The sequence below is a fragment of the Rhizobium sp. P40RR-XXII genome (assembly GCF_012641405.1).
Classification (GTDB): domain Bacteria; phylum Pseudomonadota; class Alphaproteobacteria; order Rhizobiales; family Rhizobiaceae; genus Rhizobium.
The window spans coordinates 233,025-258,782 of record NZ_JABAII010000008.1 but is presented as its reverse complement, the minus strand read 5'-3'; the positions used below and the strand labels follow the sequence as shown (position 1 = coordinate 258,782).

Annotated in this window: 19 protein-coding genes; 7 read left to right on the top strand and 12 right to left on the bottom strand. The window is 62.8% G+C overall.

Annotation, left to right across the window (positions count from 1 at the left end; translation table 11 throughout):
* Positions 1 to 7 precede the first annotated feature (7 nt).
* On the top strand, positions 8 to 2,431 hold the full coding sequence (pheT, locus tag HGP16_RS17830) for a phenylalanine--tRNA ligase subunit beta (RefSeq protein ID WP_168841342.1): 2,424 nt from the start codon (positions 8 to 10) through the stop codon (positions 2,429 to 2,431).
* A gap of 291 nt (positions 2,432 to 2,722) precedes the next feature.
* Here the strand turns inward: pheT and HGP16_RS17825 are convergent, their stop codons facing one another.
* The 4 genes from HGP16_RS17825 to HGP16_RS17810 form a co-directional block, all read right to left on the bottom strand.
* Positions 2,723 to 3,082: a nuclear transport factor 2 family protein gene (locus tag HGP16_RS17825; protein WP_168841341.1), complete on the bottom strand. Its 360-nt coding sequence runs from the start codon at positions 3,080 to 3,082 to the stop codon at positions 2,723 to 2,725.
* A 77-nt stretch (positions 3,083 to 3,159) separates the two neighbouring features.
* The gene (gene pbpC, locus HGP16_RS17820; protein WP_168841340.1) at positions 3,160 to 5,247 is read right to left on the bottom strand and encodes a penicillin-binding protein 1C; all 2,088 of its coding nucleotides are present in this window, start codon (positions 5,245 to 5,247) and stop codon (positions 3,160 to 3,162) included.
* A 9-nt stretch (positions 5,248 to 5,256) separates the two neighbouring features.
* Entirely contained in the window at positions 5,257 to 10,779 is a 5,523-nt protein-coding gene (locus HGP16_RS17815; protein ID WP_168841339.1) for an alpha-2-macroglobulin family protein, read from the bottom strand.
* A 254-nt stretch (positions 10,780 to 11,033) separates the two neighbouring features.
* Positions 11,034 to 12,029 carry an aldo/keto reductase gene (locus HGP16_RS17810; RefSeq protein ID WP_168841338.1) on the bottom strand — a complete coding sequence of 332 codons (996 nt, stop codon included), beginning with the start codon at positions 12,027 to 12,029 and terminating at the stop codon, positions 11,034 to 11,036.
* Positions 12,030 to 12,159: 130 nt separating this feature from the next.
* Here HGP16_RS17810 and HGP16_RS17805 point away from each other — a divergent pair, with 130 nt between their 5' ends.
* Together HGP16_RS17805 and HGP16_RS17800 are read left to right on the top strand one after the other, a co-directional pair.
* A complete protein-coding gene (locus HGP16_RS17805; protein WP_168841337.1) occupies positions 12,160 to 13,053 on the top strand; it encodes a LysR family transcriptional regulator in 894 nt (297 codons plus the stop codon).
* Between the two features lie 114 nt (positions 13,054 to 13,167).
* On the top strand, positions 13,168 to 13,785 hold the full coding sequence (locus HGP16_RS17800; RefSeq protein WP_168841336.1) for a hypothetical protein: 618 nt from the start codon (positions 13,168 to 13,170) through the stop codon (positions 13,783 to 13,785).
* On the opposite strand, the gene HGP16_RS17795 is transcribed toward HGP16_RS17800, so the two are convergent.
* From HGP16_RS17795 to HGP16_RS17780, 4 genes are all read right to left on the bottom strand, one after another.
* On the bottom strand, positions 13,775 to 14,218 hold the full coding sequence (locus HGP16_RS17795; protein ID WP_168841335.1) for a GNAT family N-acetyltransferase: 444 nt from the start codon (positions 14,216 to 14,218) through the stop codon (positions 13,775 to 13,777). The genes HGP16_RS17800 and HGP16_RS17795 overlap by 11 nt on opposite strands.
* Positions 14,219 to 14,247: 29 nt before the next feature.
* Entirely contained in the window at positions 14,248 to 15,198 is a 951-nt protein-coding gene (locus tag HGP16_RS17790) for an aldo/keto reductase (RefSeq protein ID WP_168841334.1), read from the bottom strand.
* Positions 15,199 to 15,304: 106 nt separating this feature from the next.
* A complete protein-coding gene (locus HGP16_RS17785; RefSeq protein ID WP_168841333.1) occupies positions 15,305 to 16,303 on the bottom strand; it encodes a GlxA family transcriptional regulator in 999 nt (332 codons plus the stop codon).
* Entirely contained in the window at positions 16,300 to 16,869 is a 570-nt protein-coding gene (locus HGP16_RS17780) for an isochorismatase family protein (RefSeq protein WP_168841332.1), read from the bottom strand. The genes HGP16_RS17785 and HGP16_RS17780 overlap by 4 nt, the downstream gene beginning before the upstream one ends.
* Before the next feature lie 316 nt (positions 16,870 to 17,185).
* Between HGP16_RS17780 and HGP16_RS17775 the strand changes: the two genes are divergently transcribed.
* Positions 17,186 to 18,172 (top strand): Gfo/Idh/MocA family protein, encoded by a 987-nt coding sequence (locus HGP16_RS17775; RefSeq protein ID WP_168841331.1) that lies wholly within the window; start codon positions 17,186 to 17,188, stop codon positions 18,170 to 18,172.
* 6 nt (positions 18,173 to 18,178) lie between these two features.
* On the opposite strand, the gene HGP16_RS17770 is transcribed toward HGP16_RS17775, so the two are convergent.
* Both HGP16_RS17770 and HGP16_RS17765 read right to left on the bottom strand, forming a co-directional pair.
* On the bottom strand, positions 18,179 to 18,565 hold the full coding sequence (locus HGP16_RS17770) for a GtrA family protein (protein ID WP_168841330.1): 387 nt from the start codon (positions 18,563 to 18,565) through the stop codon (positions 18,179 to 18,181).
* On the bottom strand, positions 18,562 to 19,575 hold the full coding sequence (locus HGP16_RS17765) for a glycosyltransferase (RefSeq protein ID WP_168841329.1): 1,014 nt from the start codon (positions 19,573 to 19,575) through the stop codon (positions 18,562 to 18,564). The genes HGP16_RS17770 and HGP16_RS17765 overlap by 4 nt, the downstream gene beginning before the upstream one ends.
* Before the next feature lie 241 nt (positions 19,576 to 19,816).
* Here HGP16_RS17765 and HGP16_RS17760 point away from each other — a divergent pair, with 241 nt between their 5' ends.
* The gene (locus HGP16_RS17760; protein WP_168841328.1) at positions 19,817 to 21,655 is read left to right on the top strand and encodes a hypothetical protein; all 1,839 of its coding nucleotides are present in this window, start codon (positions 19,817 to 19,819) and stop codon (positions 21,653 to 21,655) included.
* Between the two features lie 97 nt (positions 21,656 to 21,752).
* On the opposite strand, the gene HGP16_RS17755 is transcribed toward HGP16_RS17760, so the two are convergent.
* On the bottom strand, positions 21,753 to 21,980 hold the full coding sequence (locus HGP16_RS17755; protein ID WP_168841327.1) for a homogentisate export protein: 228 nt from the start codon (positions 21,978 to 21,980) through the stop codon (positions 21,753 to 21,755).
* 238 nt (positions 21,981 to 22,218) lie between these two features.
* On the opposite strand from HGP16_RS17755, the gene xseA reads away from it, so the two are divergent.
* Both xseA and HGP16_RS17745 read left to right on the top strand, forming a co-directional pair.
* The gene (gene xseA, locus HGP16_RS17750) at positions 22,219 to 23,835 is read left to right on the top strand and encodes an exodeoxyribonuclease VII large subunit (protein ID WP_168841326.1); all 1,617 of its coding nucleotides are present in this window, start codon (positions 22,219 to 22,221) and stop codon (positions 23,833 to 23,835) included.
* Complete coding sequence (locus tag HGP16_RS17745; RefSeq protein WP_168841325.1) at positions 23,835 to 24,425, top strand: NAD(P)H-dependent oxidoreductase; 591 nt, start codon at positions 23,835 to 23,837, stop codon at positions 24,423 to 24,425. The genes xseA and HGP16_RS17745 overlap by 1 nt, the downstream gene beginning before the upstream one ends.
* 74 nt (positions 24,426 to 24,499) lie before the next feature.
* Here HGP16_RS17745 and HGP16_RS17740 read toward each other — a convergent pair whose 3' ends face one another.
* Positions 24,500 to 25,753 carry an aminopeptidase gene (locus HGP16_RS17740; protein WP_168841324.1) on the bottom strand — a complete coding sequence of 418 codons (1,254 nt, stop codon included), beginning with the start codon at positions 25,751 to 25,753 and terminating at the stop codon, positions 24,500 to 24,502.
* Positions 25,754 to 25,758: the final 5 nt, after the last annotated feature.

Genomic DNA, 25,758 nt, shown 5'->3' with positions numbered 1-25,758 from the left:
AAAGCACATGAAATTCACACTCTCCTGGCTGAAAGAGCATCTGGAAACCGACGCCACGCTCGACGAGATCTGCGCACGCCTGACACAGATCGGGCTGGAAGTAGAGGAGGTCGACGACAAGGCGGCGTTCAAGCCCTTCGTCATCGCCAAGGTTCTCTCGGCCGAAAAGCATCCGCAGGCCGATCGCCTGAAGGTGCTGATGGTCGATACAGGCAGCGGCGCGCCGGTTCAGGTCGTCTGCGGCGCGCCGAATGCGCGTGCCGGCCTCGTCGGCGCCTTCGCGGCTCCCGGCACCTATGTCCCTGGCATCGACGTGACGCTCGCCATTGGCAACATCCGCGGCGTCGAGAGCCGCGGCATGATGTGCTCGGAAAAGGAACTCGAAATTTCCGACAGCCATGACGGCATCATCGACTTGCCCGAAGATGCGCCCATCGGCACCAGCTTTGCCGCCTATGCCGGGCTTGACGATCCGATGATCGAGATCAACCTGACGCCGAACCGCCCGGATTGCACCGGCGTTTACGGCATTGCCCGCGATCTCGCCGCGTCCGGCCTCGGCACGCTGAAGCCGCGCAGCACGCCGCCCTTTGCCGTTGCTGGCGAAACGACGACCGAGCTCAAGATCGATCTGGACGATGCGCGCCTTTGCCCCGGCTTTGCGCTGCGCCTCGTGCGCGGCGTCAAGAACGGCCCGAGCCCGAAATGGATGCAGCAGCGGCTGCTCGCCATCGGCCTGCGCCCGATCAGCGCGCTGGTCGATATCACCAACTACATGACCTTCGATCAGGGCCGGCCGATGCACGTCTTCGACGCCGCCAAGGTCAAGGGCAATCTGGTCGTGCGCCGCGCCAGGGACGGCGAAACCGTGCTGGCGCTGGATGAGCGCGAATACAAGCTCAACCCCAGCAATGTCGTCATCTCCGATGACAACGGCGTCGAGTCGATCGGCGGCATCATGGGCGGTGAGCATTCCGGCTGTGACGCGAACACCACGGACGTGCTGATCGAGTCGGCCCTCTGGGATCCGATGAACATCGCCAAGAGCGGCCGCGGCCTCGGCATCATCACCGATGCGCGCTATCGTTTCGAGCGCGGCGTCGATCCGGAATATATGGTCCCCGGCCTTGAGCGCACCACGGAGCTGGTGCTTGCCTCCTGCGGCGGCACGGCTGCCAGGGCGCGCGTCGAAGGCTACAAGGGTTATGAGCCTAAGGTCGTCGATTTCCCGCTGTCGGAAGTCAAGCGCCTGACCGGCCTCGAAGTCTCGGCCGATGAGAGCAAATCCATCCTGGCGAAGCTCGGCTTCTCGGTCTCCGGTTCGGGCGAGCGCATTTCTGTCACCGTTCCCTCCTGGCGTCCGGATGTCGACGGCAAGGCCGATCTCGTCGAAGAAATCATGCGCATCCATGGCGTCGACAACATCAAGCCGCAGCCGCTCACAAGCCATGCCGCCGTCAACGGCAAGATCCTGACGACGCTGCAGATCCGCACGCGCACGGCCAAGCGCGCGCTTGCCTCCCGCGGCATGCTGGAAGCCGTCACCTGGTCCTTCATCTCCGAAGATCAGGCCAAGCTCTTCGGCGGCGGCTCCAATGCGCTGAAGCTCGCCAACCCGATCGCATCAGACATGTCCGACATGCGTCCTTCGCTGCTGCCGGGCCTGCTGTCGGCGGCGCAGCGCAATGCCGACAAGGGCTACGGCGACGTCGCGATCTTCGAAGTCTCCGGCACCTATGAGAACGACACGCCCGAGGGCCAGCGTCGTGTTGCCGGCGGCATCCGCCGCGGCACGGCAACGCTCGCCGGTGCCGGCCGTATGTGGTCGAACGCCGCCAAGGGTGGCGGTAAGCCGGTCGATGTCTTCGATGCCAAGGCCGACGCATTGGCGGTGATGGAAGCTTGCGGCCTGCCGATGGGCAATATCCAGATCGAGCAGGGTGGTCCCGCCTGGTATCATCCGGGCCGTTCCGGCACCATCAAGATGGGTCCGAAGGTCGTGCTCGGCTATTTCGGCGAATTCCATCCGAAGACGCTGGAAGCGCTCGACGTGTCAGGCGCTCTTGCCGGCTTCGAAGTCTATATCGATGCCATGCCCGAGCCGAAGAAGAAGGCGACCCGCACCAAGCCGGCGCTGGAGCTTTCTCCTTTCCAGGCCGTCAAGCGCGACTTCGCCTTCGTGGTCGATAAGTCGGTGGAAGCCGGCGCCATCATCCGCGCCGCCGTCGGCGCCGACCGCAAGCTGGTAACCGGCGTCAACGTCTTCGACATCTTCGAGGGCGCGTCGCTCGGCGAAGGCAAGAAGTCGATCGCCATCGAGGTGCAAATCCAACCGGCCGAGCGCACGCTGACCGATGAGGATTTCGAGGCGCTGACGCAGAAGATCGTTGCCAATGTGACGAAGTCGACGGGCGGGGTGCTGAGAGCGTAATCGGTCGCTGCCGAGTTCGCGGAGAGCTCGGCACCCCCCTCTGTCGCTATCGCGACATCTCCCCCACAAGCAGGGCAATCACATATGAAATGAGGTCGTTGCTGCGCATTCCTTCTCCCCTCTGGGAGAAGGTGCCGTCAGGCGGATGAGGGGGGCCAAGAGCGGGAAAGTCCATGCATTTAAAGCGGCCGGCCCCCTCATCCGACCCTTCGGGCCACCTTCTCCCCGAGGGGAGAAGGAACGGCGCCAGAGGGGGGTATCAAAGTCTCGACATACGCGGTGTAGCATCATCTACCGATGCAGATGATAAACCTTGTTCACCACACTCCAGCGCCCATCGATCTTCACCAGTGACAGATAGTCCGAAAACCGCATCCCGGCGAATTCGTCGACGACCTTGACGCTTGCGGCATCGCCTTCGATGTCGATCAGCTCGATCTCCATCAGCGGTATCGTGCCGGGCGGGGCGCTGCCTTGCTCGACGATGGCGGCAATGAATTCATCCCGCGTCATCCATTCCACCGCGCCCTGATAATTGCCGATGATATCGGCCCGCGGATGGAACGCCTTGCGCAGCGCCGGCTCGTTCGCGAATGCCATGCCATCGACATAGAGATGAACAACCGCACGGATTGCCTGCTCTTCCGACATCTCGTCATTCCTCGTTTGAGTATCCGATAAACTATCACAGGTGGGTCTGGCTCGCAAAACTCGCGGCTGAAGTCGACCTATTCCACGAAAACCCGCACGCTCGCCGCGCGTCCCGCCGCATCGATGACGGTCAACGTCGAATATCCCGCACCGTCGGGCGTCCACTGGTTGGTACGGCGGCGCGACATGTCGGGCAGCGGCTTGCCGTTGGCGAGCCAGCGGAACGGCGCCCGTCCGCCCTGCAGCTTCAGCGCCAGCGGCGCGATCTGGTCATTGCCGCTGCTTGCGCCGAGATCGACGCGGGCCCCTTCCGGCGGATAGACGATCTGCGGCGCCGGCTCGCGGCTGGAGGCGGCCAGCAGCCCGGCGGCGGTGACGGAAAAGCGCCGCTGGCTGATCGGCAGCTCGGTCGGCGCGATGCGCACGGCGCCCATGGGAGCCGAAGGGAAGGGGGTTATGGCAACGCCCGATTTGGCGAAAGCCTCGAACAGGATGGGAGCGGCCGAAACATAACCCGCCAGCCCCGGCACGGCGCCATTGTCCGGCCGCCCGACCCAGACGCCGAGCACATGCGCGCCGTCATAGCCGATCGACCACGCATCGCGGTTGCCGTAGCTGGTACCGGTCTTGTAGGCGATGCCGAGCTGCTTGCTGCCGCGCGGCGCGATGATATCGGAGAGAATATCGGTGATGTTCCATACCGCGATCGGCTCCATCAACGGTTCGCCGTCGATCGGTCCCGGCTGATCTTGTATGCCATCGCCGATCCGCATCGCCTTGCCGCGATTGGCGAGCCCGGCATAGAGCTGCACGAGGTCCTTCAGCGTCACGCCGACGCCGCCAAGGCCGATGGCTAGACCAGGCGCTTCGTTCGGCGGCAGCTTCGGCTTCACCTCGGCGCTGCGGAAGCGCACCAGCAGCCGCGTCGGGCCGACGGCATCGAGCAGGCGCACGGCCGGCACGTTGAGCGAAAGCTGCAGCGCCTGGCGGACGCTGACGTCGCCTTGATAGGTCATGTCGAAATTGCGCGGGCGGTAGCCGTAGAAATCGGCGGGGCGGTCCTCGATGATTGTTTCCTGCGCCACATAGCCCTGCTCGAAAGCGAGGCCGTAGATGAAGGGCTTCAGCGTCGAGCCGGGCGAGCGCAGCACGCGGGTCATGTCGACCCAGCCGGCGCGGGAGGAATCAAAATAATTGGCCGAGCCGACTTCGCCGATGATCTCGCCGGTTTTGGCATCAGCCATGATCATGGCGACCGATACTTTCGGCCCGAGCCGGATTGCCGCCGCATCCGCTACGGCCTCCAAGCCCTGCTGCACATCGCGCCGCAGCGTTGTCTTGTGCTGGATGATGCCGGGCTGCTTCCGGAGCGCCAGTTCGGCCAGATGCGCGGCATAGGCCGGCAGCTGCCGCCGCTGTGCCGGAATAGGAGACAGCGAAGCCCGTTCCGCTTCCCCTTCGCCGATCACTGTAGCAACGGCTGCGCGCTCGAGCACGCGATGGCGGGCGGCCTGGGCGGCGGCGAGGTTGCGGTCCGGCCGTCGCCTTTCCGGCAGCTGCGGCAGGGCGACGAGCAGGCCCGCCTGCGCGACCGTCAGGTGCTTCGGCTCCTTGCCGAAATAGGCAAGGCTCGCAGCGCGCACGCCTTCCAGATTGCCGCCATAGGGTGCATGTGTGAGATAGAGATCGAGGATCTCTTCCTTGGTCAACCGCCGCTCGATCTGGATGGCGCGAACGACCTGCAGAAGTTTTGCCGTCAGGGATCGTTCGCTGCGCGGTTCGATCAGGCGTGCCACCTGCATGGAGAGCGTCGAACCGCCTGAGACGATGCGGCCATGCGTGACGAGCTGCAGGAAGGCACGGCCGATCGCCATCGGGTCGATGCCGTGATGATCGTAGAAGCGCCGGTCCTCATAAGCGACCAGCATGTGCAGATATTGCGGATCGACATCGGCAACGCTGGTCTTCAGCCGCCAGCGCCCCTCGGGCGTGGCGAAGGCGCGCAGAAGATCGCCATTGGCGTCGAGCACTTCGGCAGAGACCACACGAGCATTATCCAGCGGCGGCGGATAGGCGTGGTCTGCAGCTTCCAGGCCGAAGACCAGAGCCACCGCCGTCAAGACGGTGGCTCCAAAGCCGATCGCAATTTTCCACCGCGCCTTCATGGCTGTTTCTTACTGCTGGGCGCCCAGCACCTCCATGCGGCCCATCGCCGTGCGGGCCGAGAACTGCGGACGATACATGTCCTCGACGCTTGCCGCCGGATGATCGTAGACGCCGGGGGTCACGGCACGCACGACATAGGCGAAGGTCAGGTCACGATCGGCGCCGGAGTTCTGGTCGAAGGCTGCGACGAAGCGGTCGTTGCGGAATTCGACATGAGCGGGCTGAATTTCGCTGAGCCAGTCGAAGTTCGAAAGCTGGGCGCTGTTGACGATGCTCGGATTGTCGATCTCGAAGCCGGCGGGCAGCAGATCGGTCACGAGCAGGCGTTGCGGCCAGTCATTGTCCTCGGTCACATGCAGCACGACGACATAGCGCTCGTTCTGCTGCGCCTGGCTGACATTCGCCTCTTCGCCATCGAGCGTGTAGTACTTGCGCTCGATCTTGAAGCCGCTGCCGCCGGCCGGCAGCGGCGCAACCGGAGCCGCGACAGTGGTCACGGCAGCCGACAGCGGCTGGCGGGTGGTGTTGGTGACGGTCAGCGGATGGCCCATCAGCGCATCGCCCGACATCTGGGCCATGTAGGTGCCACTATGGGCAGCGCCGTTGACGTCGAGCGTCAGGCCATCATCGCCGTTCTGCAGGGCGCGGGCGGCGAGAAGCATCCAGGTCTGTTCCTGCGTGCTGGTATATTTCTTGGTCTGCCAATCCTTGGCGACGACGCTTGCGAGCTCGGGAATGATCGGCGGCACCGGGCGGCTTTCGGCGGCAAGCGCCAGCACGGCGGCACCGTCGCGCAGCGACGAACCGTAATCCGAGCGGACGAAGCTGACCTTGGTGACCGCCGCCTTCTGCGACATCTGCAACGAGTCCACGAAGATGTTGCGCGAGCGCTGTGCATCCCCATAGAGCGCGAGAGCCGCGGCCAGGTGCGCCTTGGAGAGCGGCGTCGGGAAGTCGTTCAGCATCGTGTCGGCGTAGTAGCGCAGATCGCTGATCGAGGCCTTCTTGTTGCGCGCCAGCACATAGAGCGCATAGGCGATCTCGTTGCCGTTGTCCTTGACGTTGGTATTGGCGCTCAGCGCATTCTGGAGGTTTTCCAGCGCCTGCACCATGGCCTGATCCGGCACGTTGTATTTCTGCTCGCGAGCGCGGGTCAGGAAGTCGGTCACATAGGCGTCGAGCCAGAGGTCGCCCGAGCCGGGGCTCCAGAGGCCGAAACTGCCGCTCGAGGACTGGTAGGACATTTCGCGATAGATGGCATCCTGCACGCGCTTGCGGATCTCGGTATCATCGGCAAGCCCGTTTTTGATCGCCATGTCGCTGAAATAGAGCAGCGGCAACGCGCTGCTCGCCGTCTGTTCCGCGCAGCCGTAGGGATAGCGGCTGAGGCTCATCAGCAGCGCCGGCACGTCGAAGGCGCTGGAGCGGCTGACATTGACGCTGACCGAGGCGCCGGGCAGCACGCTGTCGGCGAGAAGGTCTGAATTGACGGTCAGGCTCTTGCCGGGCGCGAGCGCGATGACACGCCGTTCGGTGACCGGCAGCTGCGCCGGGCGAACGGGGATATCGACCGATTGATCGAGCGACATGCCAGAGGCATTCGACAGCTTGATCGAAACCGTGCCGTCGCCCGGCTGCCCACCGGTCAGCGGCAGCGTGATGTTGTATTTGCCACCGGCCTGCAGGTTGACCTTCTGCTGGGTGGCGCTCGCATCCACGGTCACGGCGCTGTTGCCCGTGACGGCGAGCGTGTATTCGCCGGCGGGAGCGTCTGTGTTGGCGACGTCGAGACGCAGGTTGGCGTTGTCCCCGGGGGCCAGGAACTTCGGCAGGCTTGCGGTGACGACGACCGGATCACGGATGATCACGTCCTGCGTCGCGTGGCCGACGCCGGCCTTCGACCAGGCAACGGCCATCAGGCGTGCCGTGCCGTTGAACTGCGGAATGTCGAAGCTGACATTGGCCTTGCCATTGGCATCGAGCTTGATCGGACCGGAGAAGAAGGCGATCAGCTTTTCCTTCGGCGGGCTTGCCTGCAAGGCCGCCTGTCCGCCGTCGCCGCCGGTGCGCAGCTTGCCGGTTGCGCCGAGCGAGCCATCGATCAAGCGACCGTAGATGTCGCGGATTTCAAGGCCGAGCTGGCGCTGGCCATAATACCAGTCATCCGGCGCTGGCGGCTGGTAGCGGGTCAGATTGAGAATGCCGACATCGACGGCGGCGATGGTGACATAGGCGTCCTCGTTGGCGCCTGCGCCGGCGACCTGCAGGCCGATATCAAGCGGCTGGCGCGGCAGCGTCTTCTGCTGTGCGTCGATCTTGACCTGCAGCTTGCGCTCGCCGGGATCGACCGGCGCCCATTTGATGCCGATGGCGCGCATCGGCATGCGGCTTTCCTGCGCTTCGCCGGGACGGAACAGTGTGGCCGTCAAGTATGTGCCGGCGCCCCAGTCGGCGGTCACCGGAACATCCACTTCGCCGCCATTGGCGCCGATATCGGCATTGGTGACCGAGATCAGGGTTTCGGAGCCGGCCGTCACCATCAGCTGGCCGGCATAGCGCGAGGTCACCTTGAGCTTGGCGGTATCGCCGACACGGTAGCTTTCCTTGTCGAGCGCGATTTCAAGCGCATCCGGCGTTTCCGTCGAGGTAGAGGCGACATACCAGCCGGCATTGAACTCGATGCTGGATTCCGGGCCGTTCGCATCGGCGGTGGATACTTCGAGACGGTAGCGGCCCCAGGTGACGGGCATGGAAATCGCCGCGCCATCGGTCGTGGCATTGACTGTGCCGACTGCCACCTGCTTGGTGGACATGATCGGCTCGAACTTCCAGCTGCTGCCGTCGCGGTACCATTGATAATTGCGCTCGACGCTCAGCAGCTTCCAGGTCAGGCCCTGCATCGCCTGCTTCTGGCCGTTGGCGTCGACGGCGATGACGTGGAAATTGCCGACGGTATTTTCGCCGAGATCACCGTCGAATTCCGGCTTGATGCCGATGCGCGGCCCATCCGCCTTGACGGGCAGCGTCAGCGAACGCTCGACGGCGCGGCCGCCGGCTTCCTGCATGCGCACCGTGATATTGGCGTTCAGGAGCTGTGTGGTCGAAGGCGTGTCGTTGATCGTGACGTTGAAGGTGGTCTTGCCGTTTTCGTCGAGCGCCTGCAGGTCTTCGAGCGGCACTTGCGTGCTTTCGGCCTTGCTGTCGCCGCTGCCGCTGTCCTCGTCGTCATTGTTTGCGTTTGCCTTGCCGGCACCCTCGTCGGCGAGGCCGAACTGATAGCCCTTATAGGCGTCGCTCTGGCGCGTCGGCTTCAGCGTCACTTCGCCTTCCAGATTGAGGCCGGCGGCCGGCGCACCATAGAGGTAGCGTCCGTCGACATTGACCGGCGTCGGCTGGCCGACTTCGATTTCCTTGGCGTCGCTCTTCATGTCGAATTCGATGCGATCCGGCACGAAGTCGTCGACGAGGAAGGTCTGCGAGCCGATGGAGGAGCCCTTCGGGTCGGTATAGATATTCATCGTCCAGGTGCCGCGCATCGAGGTCTGCTGCAGCGGCAGGTCGACATTGTAGCCGCCGAGCTTGCCGCCGTCGGTGATGATGCGGCGATCCTCGACGCCATCCGGGCGCAGGAAGACGAAGGTGAGCGGCAAGTTTTCGACTGCCGTCGAGCTGACGTCGCGGGCAAGTGCGGAGGCATGCACCGTCTCGCCGGCGCGGTAGATACCGCGTTCCGTCCAGGTCAGCAGGTCGATGGCGCCCGGCGCGGTTCTGCCTGATACCCCGCGGTCGGAAAGATCAAAGCCGGCGCGCGTCATGTCGAGGAAGACATAATCCTGATCGCCGTTCTCAGCGGTGATGACGGCCGGCGTCATGCCCGCCGTGCCGCGCATCAGGCCGGCGCTGAAGGTGGCGCGGCCATTGTCGTCCGTCTTCGCCGTGCCGAGGATTTCATTGTTCTTGGCGAGAAGTTGCAGCTGGATACCGGCGAGCGGCTTGGCGCTGCCGAGCGAGCGGGCGAAAACATTCAGTCCGTCGGTGCCGGCATAAGTGGTGACGCCGATATCGGAAACCATGAACCACTGCGTCGCCTGCGGGTCCCACTCATGGCCGCCGCTGTCGGGCGCGACCGCCGTCAGCACATAGACGCCGGGCTTGCGCTTGGGCAGCACCTCGTCCACCGGGAAGCTGGTCGCGACTTCCCTGTTGAGTTCCTGCTTGATCTCGATCGAACCCTGCCAGACCAGCTCGCCATTGGTGTCCTGGACGGTTTGGGCGCTGTAGCTGTCCATCTGCGTCAGGAATTGCGAGCCGTTCAGCAGCTGCGGGATATTGCGGTCGCCGATGCGGTAGAGCTTGAGATTGGCCGTATTGGCGTTGACCGAAACGATCGGAATGCCGCGGCGTGCCGTTGAGGGCAATACGAAATTGTCGCCCGTAAAGCGCAGCGAAGCCGTGCGATCCTTGACATAGACATCGACATTGACCTGCGAGGCGAGGTTTTCCTCCACGGAGGAGGGCAGGCCGGCGCGCAGCGAAATGCGGTAATGCTGGCCGAATTCCAGGCCTTCGACGCAGATCTGGTTGTCCTTGGCATCGACGCCCTTCGGTGCTGCCCCATTGACGGTGACGAAGGGGGTATAGTCGGCGCCGCTCTTCACCAGCTTTTCGGAGAACTGCACGCAGGCGCGCGGCGAGGCATTGTCGTTGTCGAGCGTATTGCCTGTCACGCGGAAGCCCTGGCGTGCCAGAAGATCGTTATAAGCCGCCTGGACGGCGGCCGAGCTGACGAGATTGAGGCTCGCCTTGTAGGCGTTAAGTGCGGGGCGATAGTTCTGCGCATTCTTCAGCGCCTCGGCAAGCACGGCCAGCGAATCGGCGCGGCTACTCGTCGTGCGGGTCAGCTGATAGCCGTTGAGCGCGGCATAGGCGGCGCGCGTGGCGACGGAGGTGTCGTTCGCAATCGTGTTGGCGGCGCGCGCCAGCTCGATCCACAGATCGCCATTGTCGGGATTGAGCGAAAGCGCGCCCTGGAAGGCGTTCAGGGCATCGTTGACGTTGCCGGAGGTCAGCTCGATACGGCCGAGCGCGATCAGGCTTTCGACGCCCTGGCCTTTCAGCTCATTGCCGAGCGTCAGCGTGCTTTTCGCGTCGCGCGCGCTCTGGACGAAATTGTCGGAAAGGAAGGAAAGCGCAGGCGCCGCGCCGATATCCGGTTCGCTGGTGGCAGCCGTCTCGACGATCTTGCCGGCGATCGCGCCGGGGAAGCTGTTCAGCTGGTTGAAGTCCGACTTCATGAAGCACCACTTCACCTTGGGATTGTAGGTGAAGGCCTTGCAGGACTTATCGCCGATGCAGGAGGCGGAGCACTGGTCCAGCGTCACGTTCTGCTCGGTGCGCAGATCGAAACCGAAGTAATCGCCGTCCTTCGTGGTCACCACCTGGCGCTTGACGTCGGCGGCGGCCGAAGGGTTCAGAGAGGCGAAAGTGGCGAGAAGAAAAGCAGAGAAGCCGAGAAACGCGCGCTTAGACATAGGTCCCCCCAACGCTGTCCGTTTTTGATGGCGGCAATCTTCAAATTTCGAACCCGTTTGTCAACCGAGCGTCGAGCTACTGCTTGAGCTTCGCGCCTATGACGATCAACCTAGAAGTTTGAAAAAGCCTGCAATTCAGGCGATTCACATGTTCGGCAGCCCTTCGTTGATGCTTCATTTTTCTTTTCGGTTCCAAAATGACACCGGCCTCGATGGCCGATGTCTTCGCCTGGGCAGGAAAGGCAGCCCGTTTGTCATATGTTCGTCATCGCCAGGGAGGCATCGGTATACCGCTTGCCGGCGACCGTTTCGGGCGAGATGATGCCGCCGAGTTCCTTCAGCTCCTGCGGCGACAGCGCGATATCGGCAGCCGCCGCATTCTGCTCGAGATGGTGCAGCTTGCGCGCGCCGGGGATCGGCACGATATCCTCGCCCTGATGCAGCACCCATGCGAGCGCCAGTTGTGCGGCCGTGACGCTCCTTTCCTCGGCAAGCGCCTGCAGTCTCGCAACCAATGCCGTATTGGCATCGAAGTTTTCGCTCTGGAAGCGCGGCAGCGAGCGGCGGAAGTCATCGGCGGCCAGATCGTCCGTCTTGTGGATCGCACCGGTCAGGAAACCGCGGCCGAGCGGGCTGTAGGGCACGAAGCCGATGCCGAGCTCGCGGCAGGTGGCAAGCACATCTTCTTCCGGATCGCGGCTCCACAGCGAATATTCGCTCTGCAGGGCGGCGATCGGATGCACGGCATGGGCGCGGCGGATGGTGGCGGAACCAGCTTCGGAAAGGCCGAGCGCCCGTACCTTGCCCTCTCTCACCAGTTCTGCCATGGCGCCGACCGTGTCTTCGATCGGCACGTTCGGATCGACGCGATGCTGGTAGAAAAGGTCGATGACATCGGTGCCGAGCCGTTTCAGCGAAGCTTCGGCGACTTCCTTCACATGTTTGGGCCGGCTATCGACGCCGATCATGGCGGCCGGACCGGATTTCGTATGGTCGAGCTTGAAGCCGAATTTGGTGGCGATGACCACGCGGTCGCGAACCGGCTTCAGCACGCGGCCGAGCAGCTCCTCGTTGGTAAAGGGGCCATAGGTTTCGGCGGTATCGAAAAAGGTGACGCCGAGTTCGACGGCGCGATGGAGCGTCTTGATGGATTCGGCCTCGTCGGCGGCGCCGTAGGCAAAGCTCATGCCCATGCAGCCGAGCCCAACGGCGGAAACGGTGAGATCCTTACCAAGCCTGCGGGTTTTCATGGTGTGTTCCTCTTGAGACGTATGGGAGCGGCAGTGGTCGAAGCCCGCTGCCTGCACGCTCAAGTTAAGGTTCTGGATAATGAATGAAAATCCATGCAAATCCTAACGGGCTGTTCTATAATTTAGATCAATGAACAGAACGCAACTCTCCCAACTCACGGTTTTTGCCGCCGTTGCCGCCCATCGCAGCTTCCGCGCTGCCGGCAAGGAACTGTCGATCGCACCTTCCGCGGTCAGCCATGCCGTCTCCAGCCTCGAGGAAAGCCTCGGCGTGCGGCTGCTTGCCCGCACCACGCGCAGCGTGCTGCCGACCGAGGAGGGCCAGGCGTTGCTTCAAAGGCTGGCGCCGGCCCTGGAGGAAATCGATATCGCGCTGGAGGATACGCTCGCGACCCGTGGCCGCCCGGCGGGCACGCTGCGCATCACCGCCCCGCGCTTTGCCTCGGATCTGCTGATGGCGCCGCGGCTCGGCGATTTCCTCAACACCTATCCCGACATCACGCTGGAGATCGCCAACGAGGACGGCTTCAGCGATATCGTCAAGGAGGGCTTTGACGCCGGCATCCGGCTGGAGGAGAGCATCGAGGGCGACATGATCGCGGTAAAGGTCTCGCCTGACATCCGCACGGTCATTGCCGGCTCCCCGGCCTATTTCGAGAAGAACCCGAAGCCGCTGCATCCGCGCGATCTCGTTCATCATCGCTGCATCAAGCGGCGATTTACCGATGGCTCGATCTATCGCTGGGAATTCGAGAAGGATGGCCACGAGCTGGTCGTTGCCATCGATGGACCCTTGATCGTGATCGAGGATCGGCTCGGGGTTCTCGCGGCCGTCAACGGTGCCGGCCTTGCCTACCTGTTCGATATCCGCGTGCAGCAGGAACTGGCCGAGGGCAAGCTCATCCGCGTGCTCGAGGACTGGTGCCCGCCCTATCCCGGCTTCTGCATCTACTATCCGAGCCGTCGGCAGATGCGCCCGGCGCTCAGAGCCTTCATCGATTTCTTCAAATATACCGGGCCTTAGACCGTTCGAAATTGCGTTGGAACAAGCAATGCACGACTGCTGACAGAAATCGGGTGGCGGCGATGCCATAACTCGTCTCGACTGATCGGATGGTTTCAGAAAGGGATTGCCGCGATGAGAAAACCGGGATCGATGAAGGGGCTTGAGGATCTCGGCCGTGTCCGGCTGTCGAAGAATTTCTTCTTTCGGGATTTCCTGCATTCGGAAATATCAGATTTCTATCGCATTCCCAATATCCCCGAAGACCCCGATCTCGCGATCGAGACGGGCCGCAGGCTCTGCGAGGAATTGCTGGAGCCGCTGGAGGCAACCTTTGGCCGGCTACATATCCGCTCCGGCTATCGCTCGCCCGAGGTCAACGCCTTCGGCAACAAGAACGGGCTGAACTGCTCGACCAATCCCCACACTGCAGCGCACCATATCTGGGACATGCGTGATCTCGACGGCTGCATGGGCGCGGCCGTCTGCATCGTCGTGCCCTGGCTGATCGACCACCACGGTCATGAAGGCGACTGGCAGAAGCTCGCCTGGTGGATCCACGATCATCTGCCCTATGCGTCGCTCTGCTTCTTCCCGAAGCTATGGGCCTTCAATATCCAGTGGCACGAGCGGCCGATGCGAACCATCCAGAGCTATGTCAGCCCACGCGGCATGCTGACCAAGCCGGGCATGGCCAATTGGGAGGGCGATCATTCCGCCCATTATGAGAGTTTCCCGAAGCTCAGAAGTTGATGCGATAGCGAATATGCCCGTCACTCTCGACGTAGCTGTCATAGAGCTTGCGGGCGGTCGCATTGCCTTCTTCGGTGTGCCAGTAAAGACGAGCCCAGCCGTTCTTCTTGCAGAGCGCGACGAGATCGTCCAGAAGCGCCCGGCCGACGCCGCGGCCCCTGGCGCTTTCATCAACGAACAGGTCTTCCAGATAGCAGTCGGGTGCGCGCACCCAGGTGCCCTCATGCGTGATGCAGAGCGTGAAGCCCTTCATTTCACCGTCGACCTCGGCCACGCGCATGAAGATGGCCGACGCCGGATCGAAGACCCGGCGCCATGTCGCATCGGTGATGTCGGACGCGATGGTGACGCCGTAGAAGGCCAGATATCCGTTCCATAGCGCGCGCCAGCGCGCCTCGTCTTCGGGCCTGGCATCTCGGATTGTCACGGTCATAGGCCCATCCTTGTTTATTTGGCCTCTATCTATTCGCCGGCTGCGTCGAGCAGGCGCATGGCGTCATCGGAAAGCGAAAGCTTCGCCGAATTGATTAGCGCGTCGAGCTGGCTGAGGCTAGTCGCGCTGGCGATCGGAGCCGTGACGCCCCGCTTGCGCAACAGCCAGGCAAGCGCGATCTCGGCGGGTTTCGCGCCGGTTTCGGCGGCAACCTTGTCGAGCGCTGCGAGAATGCGCAGGCCCTTGTCGTCGAGATAGGCGGCAACCCGGTTCTCGCGTGCCCGTCCCTCGGTATCGGCCTTGGTGCGGTACTTGCCAGTCAGGAAGCCGGCTGCGAGGCTGAAATAGGTGATGACGCCGATCTCTTGCCTGACGCAGAGGTCCGCCAGCGGTCCCTCGAAGCTGTCGCGGGCATAAAGATTATATTCGGGCTGCAGCACGTCGTAGCGCGGCAGTCCCGCCTTGGCGGCGGCATCGAGCGACGCCTGCAGCTGCGTCGCATCGAGGTTCGAGCAGCCGACATGGCGGATCTTGCCCTGTTCCTTCAGCTTGGCATAGGCGGCGAGCGATTCCTCATGCGGCGTCTCGGGGTCCGGCCAGTGCGACAGGTAAAGGTCGATGTGATCGGTCTGCAGCCGCTTCAGCGAGGCCTCGGCCGCCTCGATGATATAGCCGGCCTCGAGGCCCTTCTTGTCCGGACCCATCTCCGATCCGACCTTGGTGATGATGATGGCTTTGTCGCGCGAAACGCGGCCCTGTTTCAGCCATTTGCCGATGATCTCTTCGGAATCGCCGCCCTTGTTGCCGGGGACCCAGCTGGAATAGACATCGGCGGTGTCGATCGTGTTGAAGCCGGCGTCGAAGAAGGCGTCGAGCAGTGCGTAGGAGGTTTTCTCATCGGCCGTCCAGCCGAAGACGTTGCCGCCGAACACGATGGGGGCGACAAACAGATCGGTTCGTCCAAGCTTGCGCATGTCCATGATATCTCTCCAAATCACTTGAGGGGCAGGTCGGCGAGCGGGCGCCGGCGCGAAGGGATAAGGCAAGGCTAGCGGCCTTTCGCGATGAACGCCACAAACGATTTCTTTATTCCGCCGCCGAACGCCGATAGTGGCTTGGCGGCAGCGCGTTGTATTTCGACCAGACGCGGCGCATGTGCCGCGGCGATGCAAAGCCGGATTTCTCCGCCACGCCCTCCATGTCCAGCCGCGAATTGGCGAGCACGTCGCGCGCCAGCGTGACCCGCATCAGGTTGACATAGGCCGTGACAGACAGGCCGGCATGCTCCTGGAACAGCCGGGAAATATGGCGCGCGCTCATCGCGCCGATGCCGGAAAGCTCGGAGAGCGACCAGCCATGGGCGGGATCGGCCATGATTGCATCCTGAACACGATGGATAGCGGGGTGCACATGGTTGCGGCCGCTGAGCCAGGGGGAAAGCTGCGGCTCGGCGCCCGTCCTTCGCATGTAGACCACCATGTGCCGGGCAATCGTCAGCGCCGTCACCGGCGAAGTCAGCTTGGAGGCGAGATGCAGCATCAGGTCTGTGCCTGTGGTGATGCCGGCGCTCGAATAGCGGTCCCGGTCTTCGACATAGAGCCGGTTGTCGAGAACCCTTGCCGTCGGCGCATGTTCCCGAACTTCGTCGAGGCAGGCGGCATGCGTGGTGCAGGCATAGCCGTCCATCAACCCGGCGCGGGCGGCGAGCACGGCGCCGGAGCAGATGGTGACGAGAGTGATGCCCGGCCGGATCGCACCTCTCAGCCAGCTCGCAAGCTTGGCAAGTTCCGGTTCGATATCCTCGGCATCGTCGGGCGGCGTGATGCTGCCGGACAGGATGACATAGGCGCCGTCGGGAATGTGATCGGGCAATGGCTTTAGATCGGCAAGCATCAGCCCGACCGAAGTCGTCTGCGCTGACTGGGCAGCGATAAACTGATAATCGAACAGGACGTCGTCCTGTTCGATATTGGCGCGGCGCAATACCTCCACCGGTCCGGCCACGTCCATCAGCAGCGTATAGGGCGGCAGAAGCACGTAAACGGGAATGGTCCGCCGATGGAGGCGTCGGTCGCTTTGCGTCATGCGGCACTCCGGATCGATGCGCCGGCAAGCGCCTCTTCGACGGTCGCAATGCGGGCGAAGCGGCCAGACAGCACCAGCTCGCTGCGCTTCTTGATATCATCGGCGCTGAAGACCGTGCCCGAGGCATGCGTCATCGGGAAGGTCAGCGTCGCCTCTGTGACGTAGTCGACCTCATAGTCGAGATCGGATGCGTGCCGGGTGGTCGTCTCGCAGCATTGTTCCGTGCGGATACCCGAAACGATCACCCTGCGGATGCCGTTTGCCACCAGCCAGACATCGAGGCCGGAGCCGACGAGCGCCGAATGGCGACGCTTGTGAAATACGGCATCGGCCTCCAGCGAGATTTCATCGAGCTTGCGAACGAAGCCATTCTTGAGGCTGAAATGCGCGTCGCTATCCTCGACATGGAAAATCTGTACGACGGGAATTCCCTTTGCCTTGGCGCCGTCGATCAGAGCCTGCAGGCGGTTGGTGAAAACAGGCAGGTCGTCCGTTTGCCAATAGGGACGCTGGCGAAAGGATTCCTGGACGTCGATGACGAGCAATGCGGTATTAGCGTGGGACATTTTCGTATCTCCTGTGCTTGAAGGATAGCCGAGATTAGGCATCGTTTTAAAGCTCCGAAAGCCATCTGACAGACAGAAAGAGGACAAATACGGACATGCTGCGGAGGTTGTCGTGCCGCCGCGTTCGCGCCTACGCGCCGTCTCTGGCGTTGCGCCTTCGGCAAGGGCCGAATAAGGTTGGCGCCGGTTTCGTCCAGAGCGGAACGCCCCCGTTTCGCTTGCCCCACCATGTTCACCAAGGATCCCGCCGGAGGGCCATGTCGCGATCATCGTCATGCGCCCCTCTGCTTCGGGACGATGTTTCAGGAGAGAGATCATGCTGCGTTTCGGAATTCTGTCGACGGCGAAGATCGGCCGCGATCTGGTCGTGCCTGCCATTCAGGATGCGGAAAACTGCGTCGTTACGGCAATCGCCAGCCGTGATCTCGCCCGTGCCCGGCAGATGGCCGACCGTTTCTCCGTGCCGCATGCCTTCGGCTCCTATGAGGAGATGCTCGCCTCCGATACCATCGACGCCGTCTACATTCCCCTGCCGACCTCCCAGCATGTCGAATGGACGATCAAGGCCGCCGAGGCCGGCAAGCATGTGCTCTGTGAAAAGCCGATCGCGCTCAAGGCGGAAGAGATCGACAGCCTGATCGCCGCCCGCGACCGCAACAAGGTTCTGGTGACGGAAGCCTATATGGTCACCTATGCGCCGGTCTGGCGGAAGGTTCGCTCGTTGCTCGCCGATGGCGCCATCGGCCGCTTGCGCCACATCCAGGGCGCCTTCACTTATTTCAACCGCGATGCGGGCAACATGCGCAATATTCCGGAACTCGGCGGCGGCGGTCTGCCCGATATCGGTGTCTATCCGACGATCAGCACCCGTTTCGTCACCGGCCGCGAACCCCTGCGCATCCAGGCGGTGACGGAGCGTGACCCGGAATTCGGCACCGACATCTACTCCAGCGTCAAGGCAGACTTCGGCGACTTCGAGCTCACTTTCTATATCTCGACGCAGATGGCCAACCGGCAGGTCATGGTCTTCCATGGCACCGAGGGCTTCATCGAGGTGAAGTCGCCCTTCAATGCCGATCGCTATGGCGCGGAAGAGCTGGAACTGACCAATCGCGGCCATTCGGAATCGCAGATCTTCCGTTTCCCCGACAGCCGCCAGTACAGGCGCGAGGCGGAGGCTTTCGCCTCGGCCGCGCTCGGTCAAGGTGCGGAGGTCGTATCGCTGGAAAGCTCGAAGCTCAACCAGAAGGTCATCGACGCCATCTATCGCGCCAGCGAGAAAGATGGCTGGGAGCCGGTCTGATAGAATTTAAGGGTTTTGCCGGTGGCGGAAGACGAAGCGTGAATAGCCGAAGAAGCTGAACGCCGTTGCCGCCGCCGAAGCAAGCGTCAAAGCGATGATCGGTCGCAGCGCCGGCTCGGCCATCAGCAACGAGCTGAACAGAGCATAGTTCAAGAGGGCCGAGGTCAGGCCGACCGAACCGTAGCGGAAGCCTTCCGCCGCCAGCGAGCGTTCGGATCGGCCGAAGGTGAAGTTACGGTTGATGAACCAGGTGGCAAGCAGCGCACTCGGGATCGAGACCGCCCGGCCGACGAAGGGGCCGAAGGGCGTAAACCACAGCAACAGATGCAACACGCCGGCATCGACGACAAAGCCGACGCCGCCGGCGATCAGGAAGCGAAACAGCTTCTTCATGCAGCCTTGGCCCTTTTCTTCCGGCTTGCCGGCTTTTCGAGCTCGGCCATGTAGACCGTCCGATCGTCGCCGTTTTCGCGGGAAGCCGGCTTGGCGAGACTCATATAGTGGATGCGCAGCTGTTCCGCGCGGGCGCGGGCGAGCGAATCGAGGATCAAGCCGGCCGTGAACAGCATGAAGGCGATCATCGTCAGCGCCACGGAAAGCACCCAGGTCGGCATGCGCGTCACCAGCCCGGTTTCGAAATATTCGACAAGGACCGGAATGCCGAAACCGACGCTGAGCTCCATGGCGACGGCGCTCAGGATGCCGAAGAAGGCGAAGGGCCGCGTTTCCTTCATCAGCATCGCGAACATCCAGAGAATCTTGCCGCCGTCACGAAAGGTGGAAAGCTTGGAGTGTGAGCCTTCCGGCCGCCGGCCGTAGTCGAGTTCCAGTTCGCTGACGGGCAGCTTCAGCCGCGATGCATGCACCGACATTTCGGTCTCGATCTCGAAGCCGCCTGACACGGCCGGGAAACTTTTGACGAAGCGGCGTGAGAAGGCCCGGTAGCCGGAGAAGATATCGGTGAAATCGGCACCGAAAATGGTGCGATAGAGCCAGTTGAAGATGCGGTTGCCGAAGGCATGACCCTGCCGTCCGGCATCGCTATGGACGTTGCGGCGGGTGCCGACGACCATGTCGGATCCCTCGGTCAGCAGCGTGCGGATCAGCTCTTCGGAGTCCTCGGGCGCGTAGGTGCCGTCGCCATCGGCCATAAGATAGATATCAGCCTCGATGTCGGCGAACATGCGCCGCACCACATGCCCCTTGCCCTGCCGGCGCTCGCGCACCACGGTCGCGCCCGCGAGCATGGCGTGCAGCGCTGTGCCATCGGTCGAATTGTTGTCGTAGACGTAGACCGTCGCCCGCGGCAGCGCCTTGCGGAAACCGCGCACGACGTCGCCGATCGTCGCAGCTTCGTTGTAGCAGGGCAGAAGAACGGCGATGCTCAGCTTCTCATTCCACATGGTCTTGGCCGGTTGTTCCTACGCATAAAATCAAGTTGAGGCCTGATGGACGATCCGGACGAGAGCTTATCCCGCTGGCTGTTAATAAGACCCTATGGCTGCGCAATAAAAATGGCGGGATCCCGGCTCTGCGAAAAACATTATCGTGATGAATTCGGCGGCCCACAGGCGCTTTACTGTTTTTTGATGCGCAGCCACTAGCGTATGGCCTCGAATATAATTCCAACTGGGGTTCATCGATATGGCGCAAAGCTTGGCAATGCCGCCCGAGGCAGCCGGAGCGGCGGAGAAGACGGCGTCGCGATACTGGTCTCATCCTGCCTTGGTCGCGTTCATCTATGCCGTCGTCGTCATCATCGCGCAGCTCGTCATTCATCGTAACCTCACGGACTATGTCGGCCCGGACAATGACGACGCCATGCGTCTTGTCGAAGTGCGCGACTTTCTCGCCGGTCAGGGTTGGTTCGACATGATGCAATATCGTCTCGGCCTCGAAGGCGGGACGCTGATGCATTGGTCGCGCTTCATCGATCTGCCGATCGCAAGCCTCATCCTTTTCTTCCGGATCTTCTTTTCGCCGGAAGGCGCCGAAGCGGCGGCACTGACCGTCTGGCCGCTCATGCTCATCCTGCCGTTGATGTTCTTCATGGGCCTTGCAGGCCGCCGCATCGCCGGCGCGGAAGGCATGCATTTCTCGCTGATCCTGACCTCGCTGTTCGTGGTCATCTCGCCGCGCTTCGTGCCGGGCTCCATCGATCACGACAATGTCCAGCTCGGCCTTGTCGCCCTCACTGTCGCCATGCTGGTCGATGAGAGCTATCGGCCGCGCAACTTTGCCATCGCCGCCATCGCCCTTGCCATCCAGCTCGGCATCGGCGCGGAGACGACGCCCTTTGTCGCCGTCGCCTGCATGTCGGTCGCCTGTTTGTGGACCTGGAAGGGTGAAGACTTCGCACCTGCTGCCAAGGCCTTTGTCCTGACGCTGACGATTGCCGTCAGCGCGGCCTTTTTCTCGCTGGTGCCGCCGCGCCTCTATTCGACCGTTACCTGCGACAATCTCTCGCTTGGCTTCTACGGCATCACCAGCGCCGGCTGCGTCGGGCTTCTCCTATCGGCGCTCTTTGCCAGCCGTCTGTCGCGGCCGTGGCGCATTGCGGTCTTGCTGGCCAATGGGACGTTCGTGTTTGCCACCACCGTTGCGCTCGCGCCGCAATGCCTGCGCAATCCGCTTGCCGATCTGGATCCGATGTTGGTGGATGTCTGGCTGAGCAAGGTGACCGAGGCACAGTCGATCCTTTCGATGGCCCGCCGCGAGCCGGATACGCTCGGCGCCTTCTATGCGACGGGCTTCCTGGCGATGGTCGTTTGTGCATTCCGCATCCTGCGAGGCAATCGATCAGGCCTGCACGCAGTGTTGATGGCTCTGGTCGCCGTCAATTGGGTGATCGCGCTTGTGCAGGTGCGCGGCGCGGAATTCGCCAACCTGCTGGCCATCCCACCTTTGGCCCTATTGATCGCTGAATTCAGGCGCAATTACATGGCCGATACGAAAAACCTGCGATCGGCCTTGCTCTACGTGGTTGCGGCTCTCGTCTCCGTCCCAGCCGTTTGGGCCATCGGGGGTGCGCTTGCCAGCAAGCGTCTCAGCAACAGCCTTCTCGTCGCAGAGCGCGCCAAGGCCGAGGAGACTGCCGATTGCGCTTCCAAGGCGGCATTGGCGCCGATCTCCAGCCTGGAACCCGGCGTGATCGTATCGGCTTCCAACATGGGCGCGCCGCTGCTTCGCTTCGCGCCGCATCGGGCTCTCTCCGGCCCTTATCATCGCGATCAGGCCGGGATGCTGGCCGAGCTGCATATCGCCCTTGCGGAACCGCGGCAGGCGGAGGCGCTTCTGCGCGAGGCGAAGGTAACCCTGCTTGCTTTCTGCAAGAACGATCCGCAGGTGGAACTGCTGTCGGAGATGAAGTCGAAAGGGCTCTATGCTCAGCTCGGCGCAGGCCATGTGCCGGCCTATCTGGAGCCGATCCCGGCCCCGGCAGATGCGGCGGTTCGCTTCTTCCGTTTCAAGCCGCGGGAGTGACCTGGAGCATGTCGCGCGGCGTTGGGCGGCGATAGTGACAGACGCGACATCGGGAACGTGAAGCGCGAGGCGCGAATCTGAAAGATAGCCACGCGCCTCAGGCGCGGCGTTGCTCCATCATGTCCGCCGTAATCAGAAAGCCGATGAAGCCTAGATTGTAGCCGCCGAGCGCGATGAACAGTGTCGTCAGCGGTGGCGGAACGATTGATATCGCGACCGTCGCCATGAAGGCGATGCTCACCAATGCCACGCCGAGCAGCGCGCCGATCGTCGTGCGCTGCAGGCCGGCGGCAATACCGATGATCGTGGCGGTCGCGAATATCATCGCTCCATATCCTCTTTACCAAGAACCTGTTTGCACAGGTTTACGCATGGATGGCTAAAAAAGGCTTTGCCAGCAGGGTTAACGTTTCATGAAGCGATAGGCTCCGCGCCCTTTATGGGACATGCAAAGGAGGCGGCAGTACCTTAAATATGCGCACAATCCGTTCCTTCGATCGATTCAGACTTAAGGAGTACGCACCAGGCTCCGCATTTACCGCGGCATCGGGTAGAAGGAGGACATGAGCAGCTTTTTTGAGAATGATTCGCCTTCGAACCTGACGGAATATTCCGTCTCGGAATTGTCCGGATCGATCAAGCGCACGGTCGAAAATGCGTTCGACCAGGTGCGCGTGCGCGGGGAAATCTCCGGCTATCGCGGGCCGCATTCCTCGGGCCACGCCTATTTCTCGCTGAAGGATGACCGCTCCCGCATCGACGCGGTGATCTGGAAAGGCACATTTTCCAAGCTGAAATTCCGTCCCGAGGAGGGGATGGAAGTCATCGCGACCGGCAAGGTGACGACCTTCCCGGGCTCGTCGAAATACCAGATCGTCATCGAGACCCTGGAGCCCGCCGGCGCGGGCGCCCTGATGGCGCTCCTCGAGGAGCGCAAGCGCAAGCTCGGCGCCGAAGGCCTCTTCGATCCCGAGCGCAAGCGCCGGCTCCCCTTCATGCCTGATGTGATCGGCGTTGTCACCTCGCCGACCGGCGCCGTCATCCGCGATATCCTGCACCGCATCTCCGATCGTTTCCCCGTGCATGTGCTGGTCTGGCCGGTAAAGGTGCAGGGGGAGGGTTCCGGCGACGAGGTAGCGAACGCCATTCGCGGCTTCAATGAATTCGCACCCGGTGGGCCGATCCCGCGCCCCGACGTGCTGATCGTCGCGCGCGGTGGCGGCAGTCTCGAGGATCTGTGGAGCTTCAATGACGAGGCCGTCGTCCGCGCTGCCGCCGCCAGCGACATCCCGCTGATCTCGGCCGTCGGCCACGAGACCGATTGGACGCTGATTGATTATGCCGCCGACGTGCGCGCGCCGACGCCGACGGGTGCCGCCGAAATGGCCGTGCCGGTCAAGGCCGAACTGGAGGCGCAGCTTGCAAGTTTTGCCGCCCGGCTGCAGGGCGGAATGACGAGACAGATGGATCAGCGGCGGCAGGCGGTGCGCGCGCTGCTACGCGCCCTGCCTTCGCTCGATCAGATCCTGGCCCTGCCGCGCCGCCGCTTCGACGAGGCTGCCGCCGGTCTCGGCCGTGGGTTGGAGCTGAACACGCTGAACAAGCGCCGCTCCTTCGAGCGCATGGCCTCGCAGCTGCGGCCGGATATCCTGTCGAATCGGATCGCGGAGCGCCGTCAGCAATTGGGCGAACGGATGACCCGCGCCGAGCGGACCATCGAGCGTATGCTCGACCGTTCCCGCGCCCGCATCGAACGGGCCGATGCCGTCTTTGCCACACTGCCATCACGCCTCGAGGCGCAGACAGGCCGCGCCCGGGATCGCCTCGGCAATCTCGTCCGTCACGCCGATACCGCCATCCGCCATCAGCTGGCCCGCGCCCGCAGCGAGCTGGTGGCGCAGGAGCGCATCCTGCAGTCGCTCTCCTACAAGAATGTCCTGAAGCGCGGCTACGCCGTCGTGCGCGACGAAGACGATCGTCCGGTTTCGCTGGCGGCGGCGCTTTCGACGGGTGCTGCGATCTCGATCGAATTCACGGATGGCCGCATCGGCGCCGTCACCGGCGATGATGCCGCGCCGCCGTATTCGACCACGTCATCATCAGGCGCTCCGCCTGCAAAGAAGCGCGCGACCAAGCCGACTGAGCCTGCCGCTCCGCCGAAACAGGGAAGCCTTTTCTGATGCGCATCCTGCTGGTGCTGGCCCATCCGCTGGAGGATAGCTTCGCCGCCGCCGTAGCGAAGCTTGCGCAGGAAACGCTTGCTGCCGGCGGGCACGAGGTTGACCTGCTCGATCTCTATCGCGAGGGCTTCGATCCCTGTCTTTCAGAGGCCGAGCGGCGCGGTTATTTCGACCAACCCTATGATACGTCCGGCGTCGATGCCATCGTCTCGCGCCTGCGGGCGGCCGACGGGCTGATCCTGGTCTTTCCGCAATGGTGGTTTAATTTTCCAGCCATTCTCAAAGGCTTTTTCGATCGCGCTTTTGCGCCCGGTGTTGCCTTTGCCCACGATCCGGCCGGCGGGCGCATCGTGCCGCAACTCACCAATATCCGCCTGTTTTGGGCGCTGACAACAACCGGCTCGCCCTGGTGGATCGTGCATCTCTATATGGGCAATCCGGTGCGGCGCCTGCTGAAACGCGGCATCGCCGCCTTTTGCGCCAAGCGGCTGAATTTTCGCATGCTGGCGCTGCACGACATGGACCGCGTCACCGAAGCCGGACGCAAGGCGCATCTCGCCCGCATCAGGAAAGCCCTGACGACGATCTGAGCTCGGGCATTCTGTCAAAAAAATGCCGCGGCAAGAGTACCGCGGCACGATAGCGTCGAAATGTCCGGGCGTCCCTACGCCCACTCGCCCTTGCGCATGACGGGCACGCGCGAACCATCCGCATTAATGCCATTGATATCGACCTTGTCGGAGCCGATCATCCAGTCGATGTGGATCAGGCTGGAATTGCCGCCCTGTGCCTTGATCTGTTCCTGGCTGAGCGTGGCTCCATTGACGAAGCACTTGGAATAGCACTGGCCGAGCGCGATATGGCACGAGGCATTTTCGTCGAAGAGCGTGTTGTAGAACAGGATGCCGCTCGCCGAAATCGGCGAGGAATGCGGTACCAGCGCCACTTCGCCGAGTCGGCGCGCACCTTCGTCGGTGTCGAGCACCTTGTTCAGCACTTCCTCGCCACGCGTCGCCTTGGCCTCGATGATCCGGCCGCCTTCGAAGCGCACCTGGATATTGTCGATCAGCGTGCCCTGATGCGATAGCGGCTTCGTCGACGAGACATGGCCTTCGACGCGCAGCGCATGCGGCGTGGTGAAGACCTCTTCCGTCGGAATGTTCGGATTGCAGGTGATGCCGTTCTTGGCCGTCGAGGCGCCGCCATGCCATTCATGGCCGTCCGCCAGGCCGACGGTCAGATCGGTGCCCGGTCCCTGAAAGTGCAGGGCGGCGAAGCGCTGACCGTTCATCCATGCCGAGCGCTTGTGCAGGGTGGCATTGTGCTCGGCCCATGCCGCGATCGGATCTTCGACATCGACGCGCGAGGCAGAGAAGATCGCCTTGGCGAGCTTGGCGACGGCGATTGCTTCCGGATCGTTCGGGAAGACCAGCTTCGCCCAGGAGGCGTTCGGATAGGAGACGATGTTCCAGTTGGTGTCGAAGTTCGAGATCTTTTCCAGCGCCGGCTTGTAGGCGGCAGAATTGGCGCGGTTTGCGCGCGCCACCTTGTTCGGGTCCTGATTGGACAGCAGCATCGGATTGTCGCCGGCAATGGCAAGACGCGCCGTGTTGTTGGAGAAGGCCTTGGCCATGCCCTCGTAAAGCCATGTCGCTGCGCGGTCGAAGCTCACGTCCTGGCCGTATTCATAGCGGGCAAGCGTCGTCTCTTCGTCCGAATAGAAGGTGGAGACGAGACCGGCGCCGGCCTTGTAGGCCTCGCGCGTGATCAGCCGCACCAGCGGCATCGCCGCGACAGGCGCCGTCATGAGCAGATCCTGACCGGCCTGCAGCTGCAACCCGACCCTTACGGCTACTTCCGCAAGCTTTTCCAGCTTGGCGTGATCGACGGGATGATGGTTGGGGGAGGCTGATGTCATGACGA

Excerpts from the sequence above, each read along its gene's own strand:
- pheT (WP_168841342.1), top strand. The coding sequence starts at position 8 with ATGAAATTCACACTCTCCTGGCTGAAAGAGCATCTGGAAACCGACGCC.
- HGP16_RS17825 (WP_168841341.1), bottom strand. The coding sequence starts at position 3,082 with ATGTCGGAAGAGCAGGCAATCCGTGCGGTTGTTCATCTCTATGTCGAT.
- pbpC (WP_168841340.1), bottom strand. The coding sequence starts at position 5,247 with ATGAAGGCGCGGTGGAAAATTGCGATCGGCTTTGGAGCCACCGTCTTG.
- HGP16_RS17815 (WP_168841339.1), bottom strand. The coding sequence starts at position 10,779 with ATGTCTAAGCGCGCGTTTCTCGGCTTCTCTGCTTTTCTTCTCGCCACT.
- HGP16_RS17810 (WP_168841338.1), bottom strand. The coding sequence starts at position 12,029 with ATGAAAACCCGCAGGCTTGGTAAGGATCTCACCGTTTCCGCCGTTGGG.
- HGP16_RS17805 (WP_168841337.1), top strand. The coding sequence starts at position 12,160 with ATGAACAGAACGCAACTCTCCCAACTCACGGTTTTTGCCGCCGTTGCC.
- HGP16_RS17800 (WP_168841336.1), top strand. The coding sequence starts at position 13,168 with ATGAGAAAACCGGGATCGATGAAGGGGCTTGAGGATCTCGGCCGTGTC.
- HGP16_RS17795 (WP_168841335.1), bottom strand. The coding sequence starts at position 14,218 with ATGACCGTGACAATCCGAGATGCCAGGCCCGAAGACGAGGCGCGCTGG.
- HGP16_RS17790 (WP_168841334.1), bottom strand. The coding sequence starts at position 15,198 with ATGGACATGCGCAAGCTTGGACGAACCGATCTGTTTGTCGCCCCCATC.
- HGP16_RS17785 (WP_168841333.1), bottom strand. The coding sequence starts at position 16,303 with ATGACGCAAAGCGACCGACGCCTCCATCGGCGGACCATTCCCGTTTAC.
- HGP16_RS17780 (WP_168841332.1), bottom strand. The coding sequence starts at position 16,869 with ATGTCCCACGCTAATACCGCATTGCTCGTCATCGACGTCCAGGAATCC.
- HGP16_RS17775 (WP_168841331.1), top strand. The coding sequence starts at position 17,186 with ATGCTGCGTTTCGGAATTCTGTCGACGGCGAAGATCGGCCGCGATCTG.
- HGP16_RS17770 (WP_168841330.1), bottom strand. The coding sequence starts at position 18,565 with ATGAAGAAGCTGTTTCGCTTCCTGATCGCCGGCGGCGTCGGCTTTGTC.
- HGP16_RS17765 (WP_168841329.1), bottom strand. The coding sequence starts at position 19,575 with ATGTGGAATGAGAAGCTGAGCATCGCCGTTCTTCTGCCCTGCTACAAC.
- HGP16_RS17760 (WP_168841328.1), top strand. The coding sequence starts at position 19,817 with ATGGCGCAAAGCTTGGCAATGCCGCCCGAGGCAGCCGGAGCGGCGGAG.
- HGP16_RS17755 (WP_168841327.1), bottom strand. The coding sequence starts at position 21,980 with ATGATATTCGCGACCGCCACGATCATCGGTATTGCCGCCGGCCTGCAG.
- xseA (WP_168841326.1), top strand. The coding sequence starts at position 22,219 with ATGAGCAGCTTTTTTGAGAATGATTCGCCTTCGAACCTGACGGAATAT.
- HGP16_RS17745 (WP_168841325.1), top strand. The coding sequence starts at position 23,835 with ATGCGCATCCTGCTGGTGCTGGCCCATCCGCTGGAGGATAGCTTCGCC.
- HGP16_RS17740 (WP_168841324.1), bottom strand. The coding sequence starts at position 25,753 with ATGACATCAGCCTCCCCCAACCATCATCCCGTCGATCACGCCAAGCTG.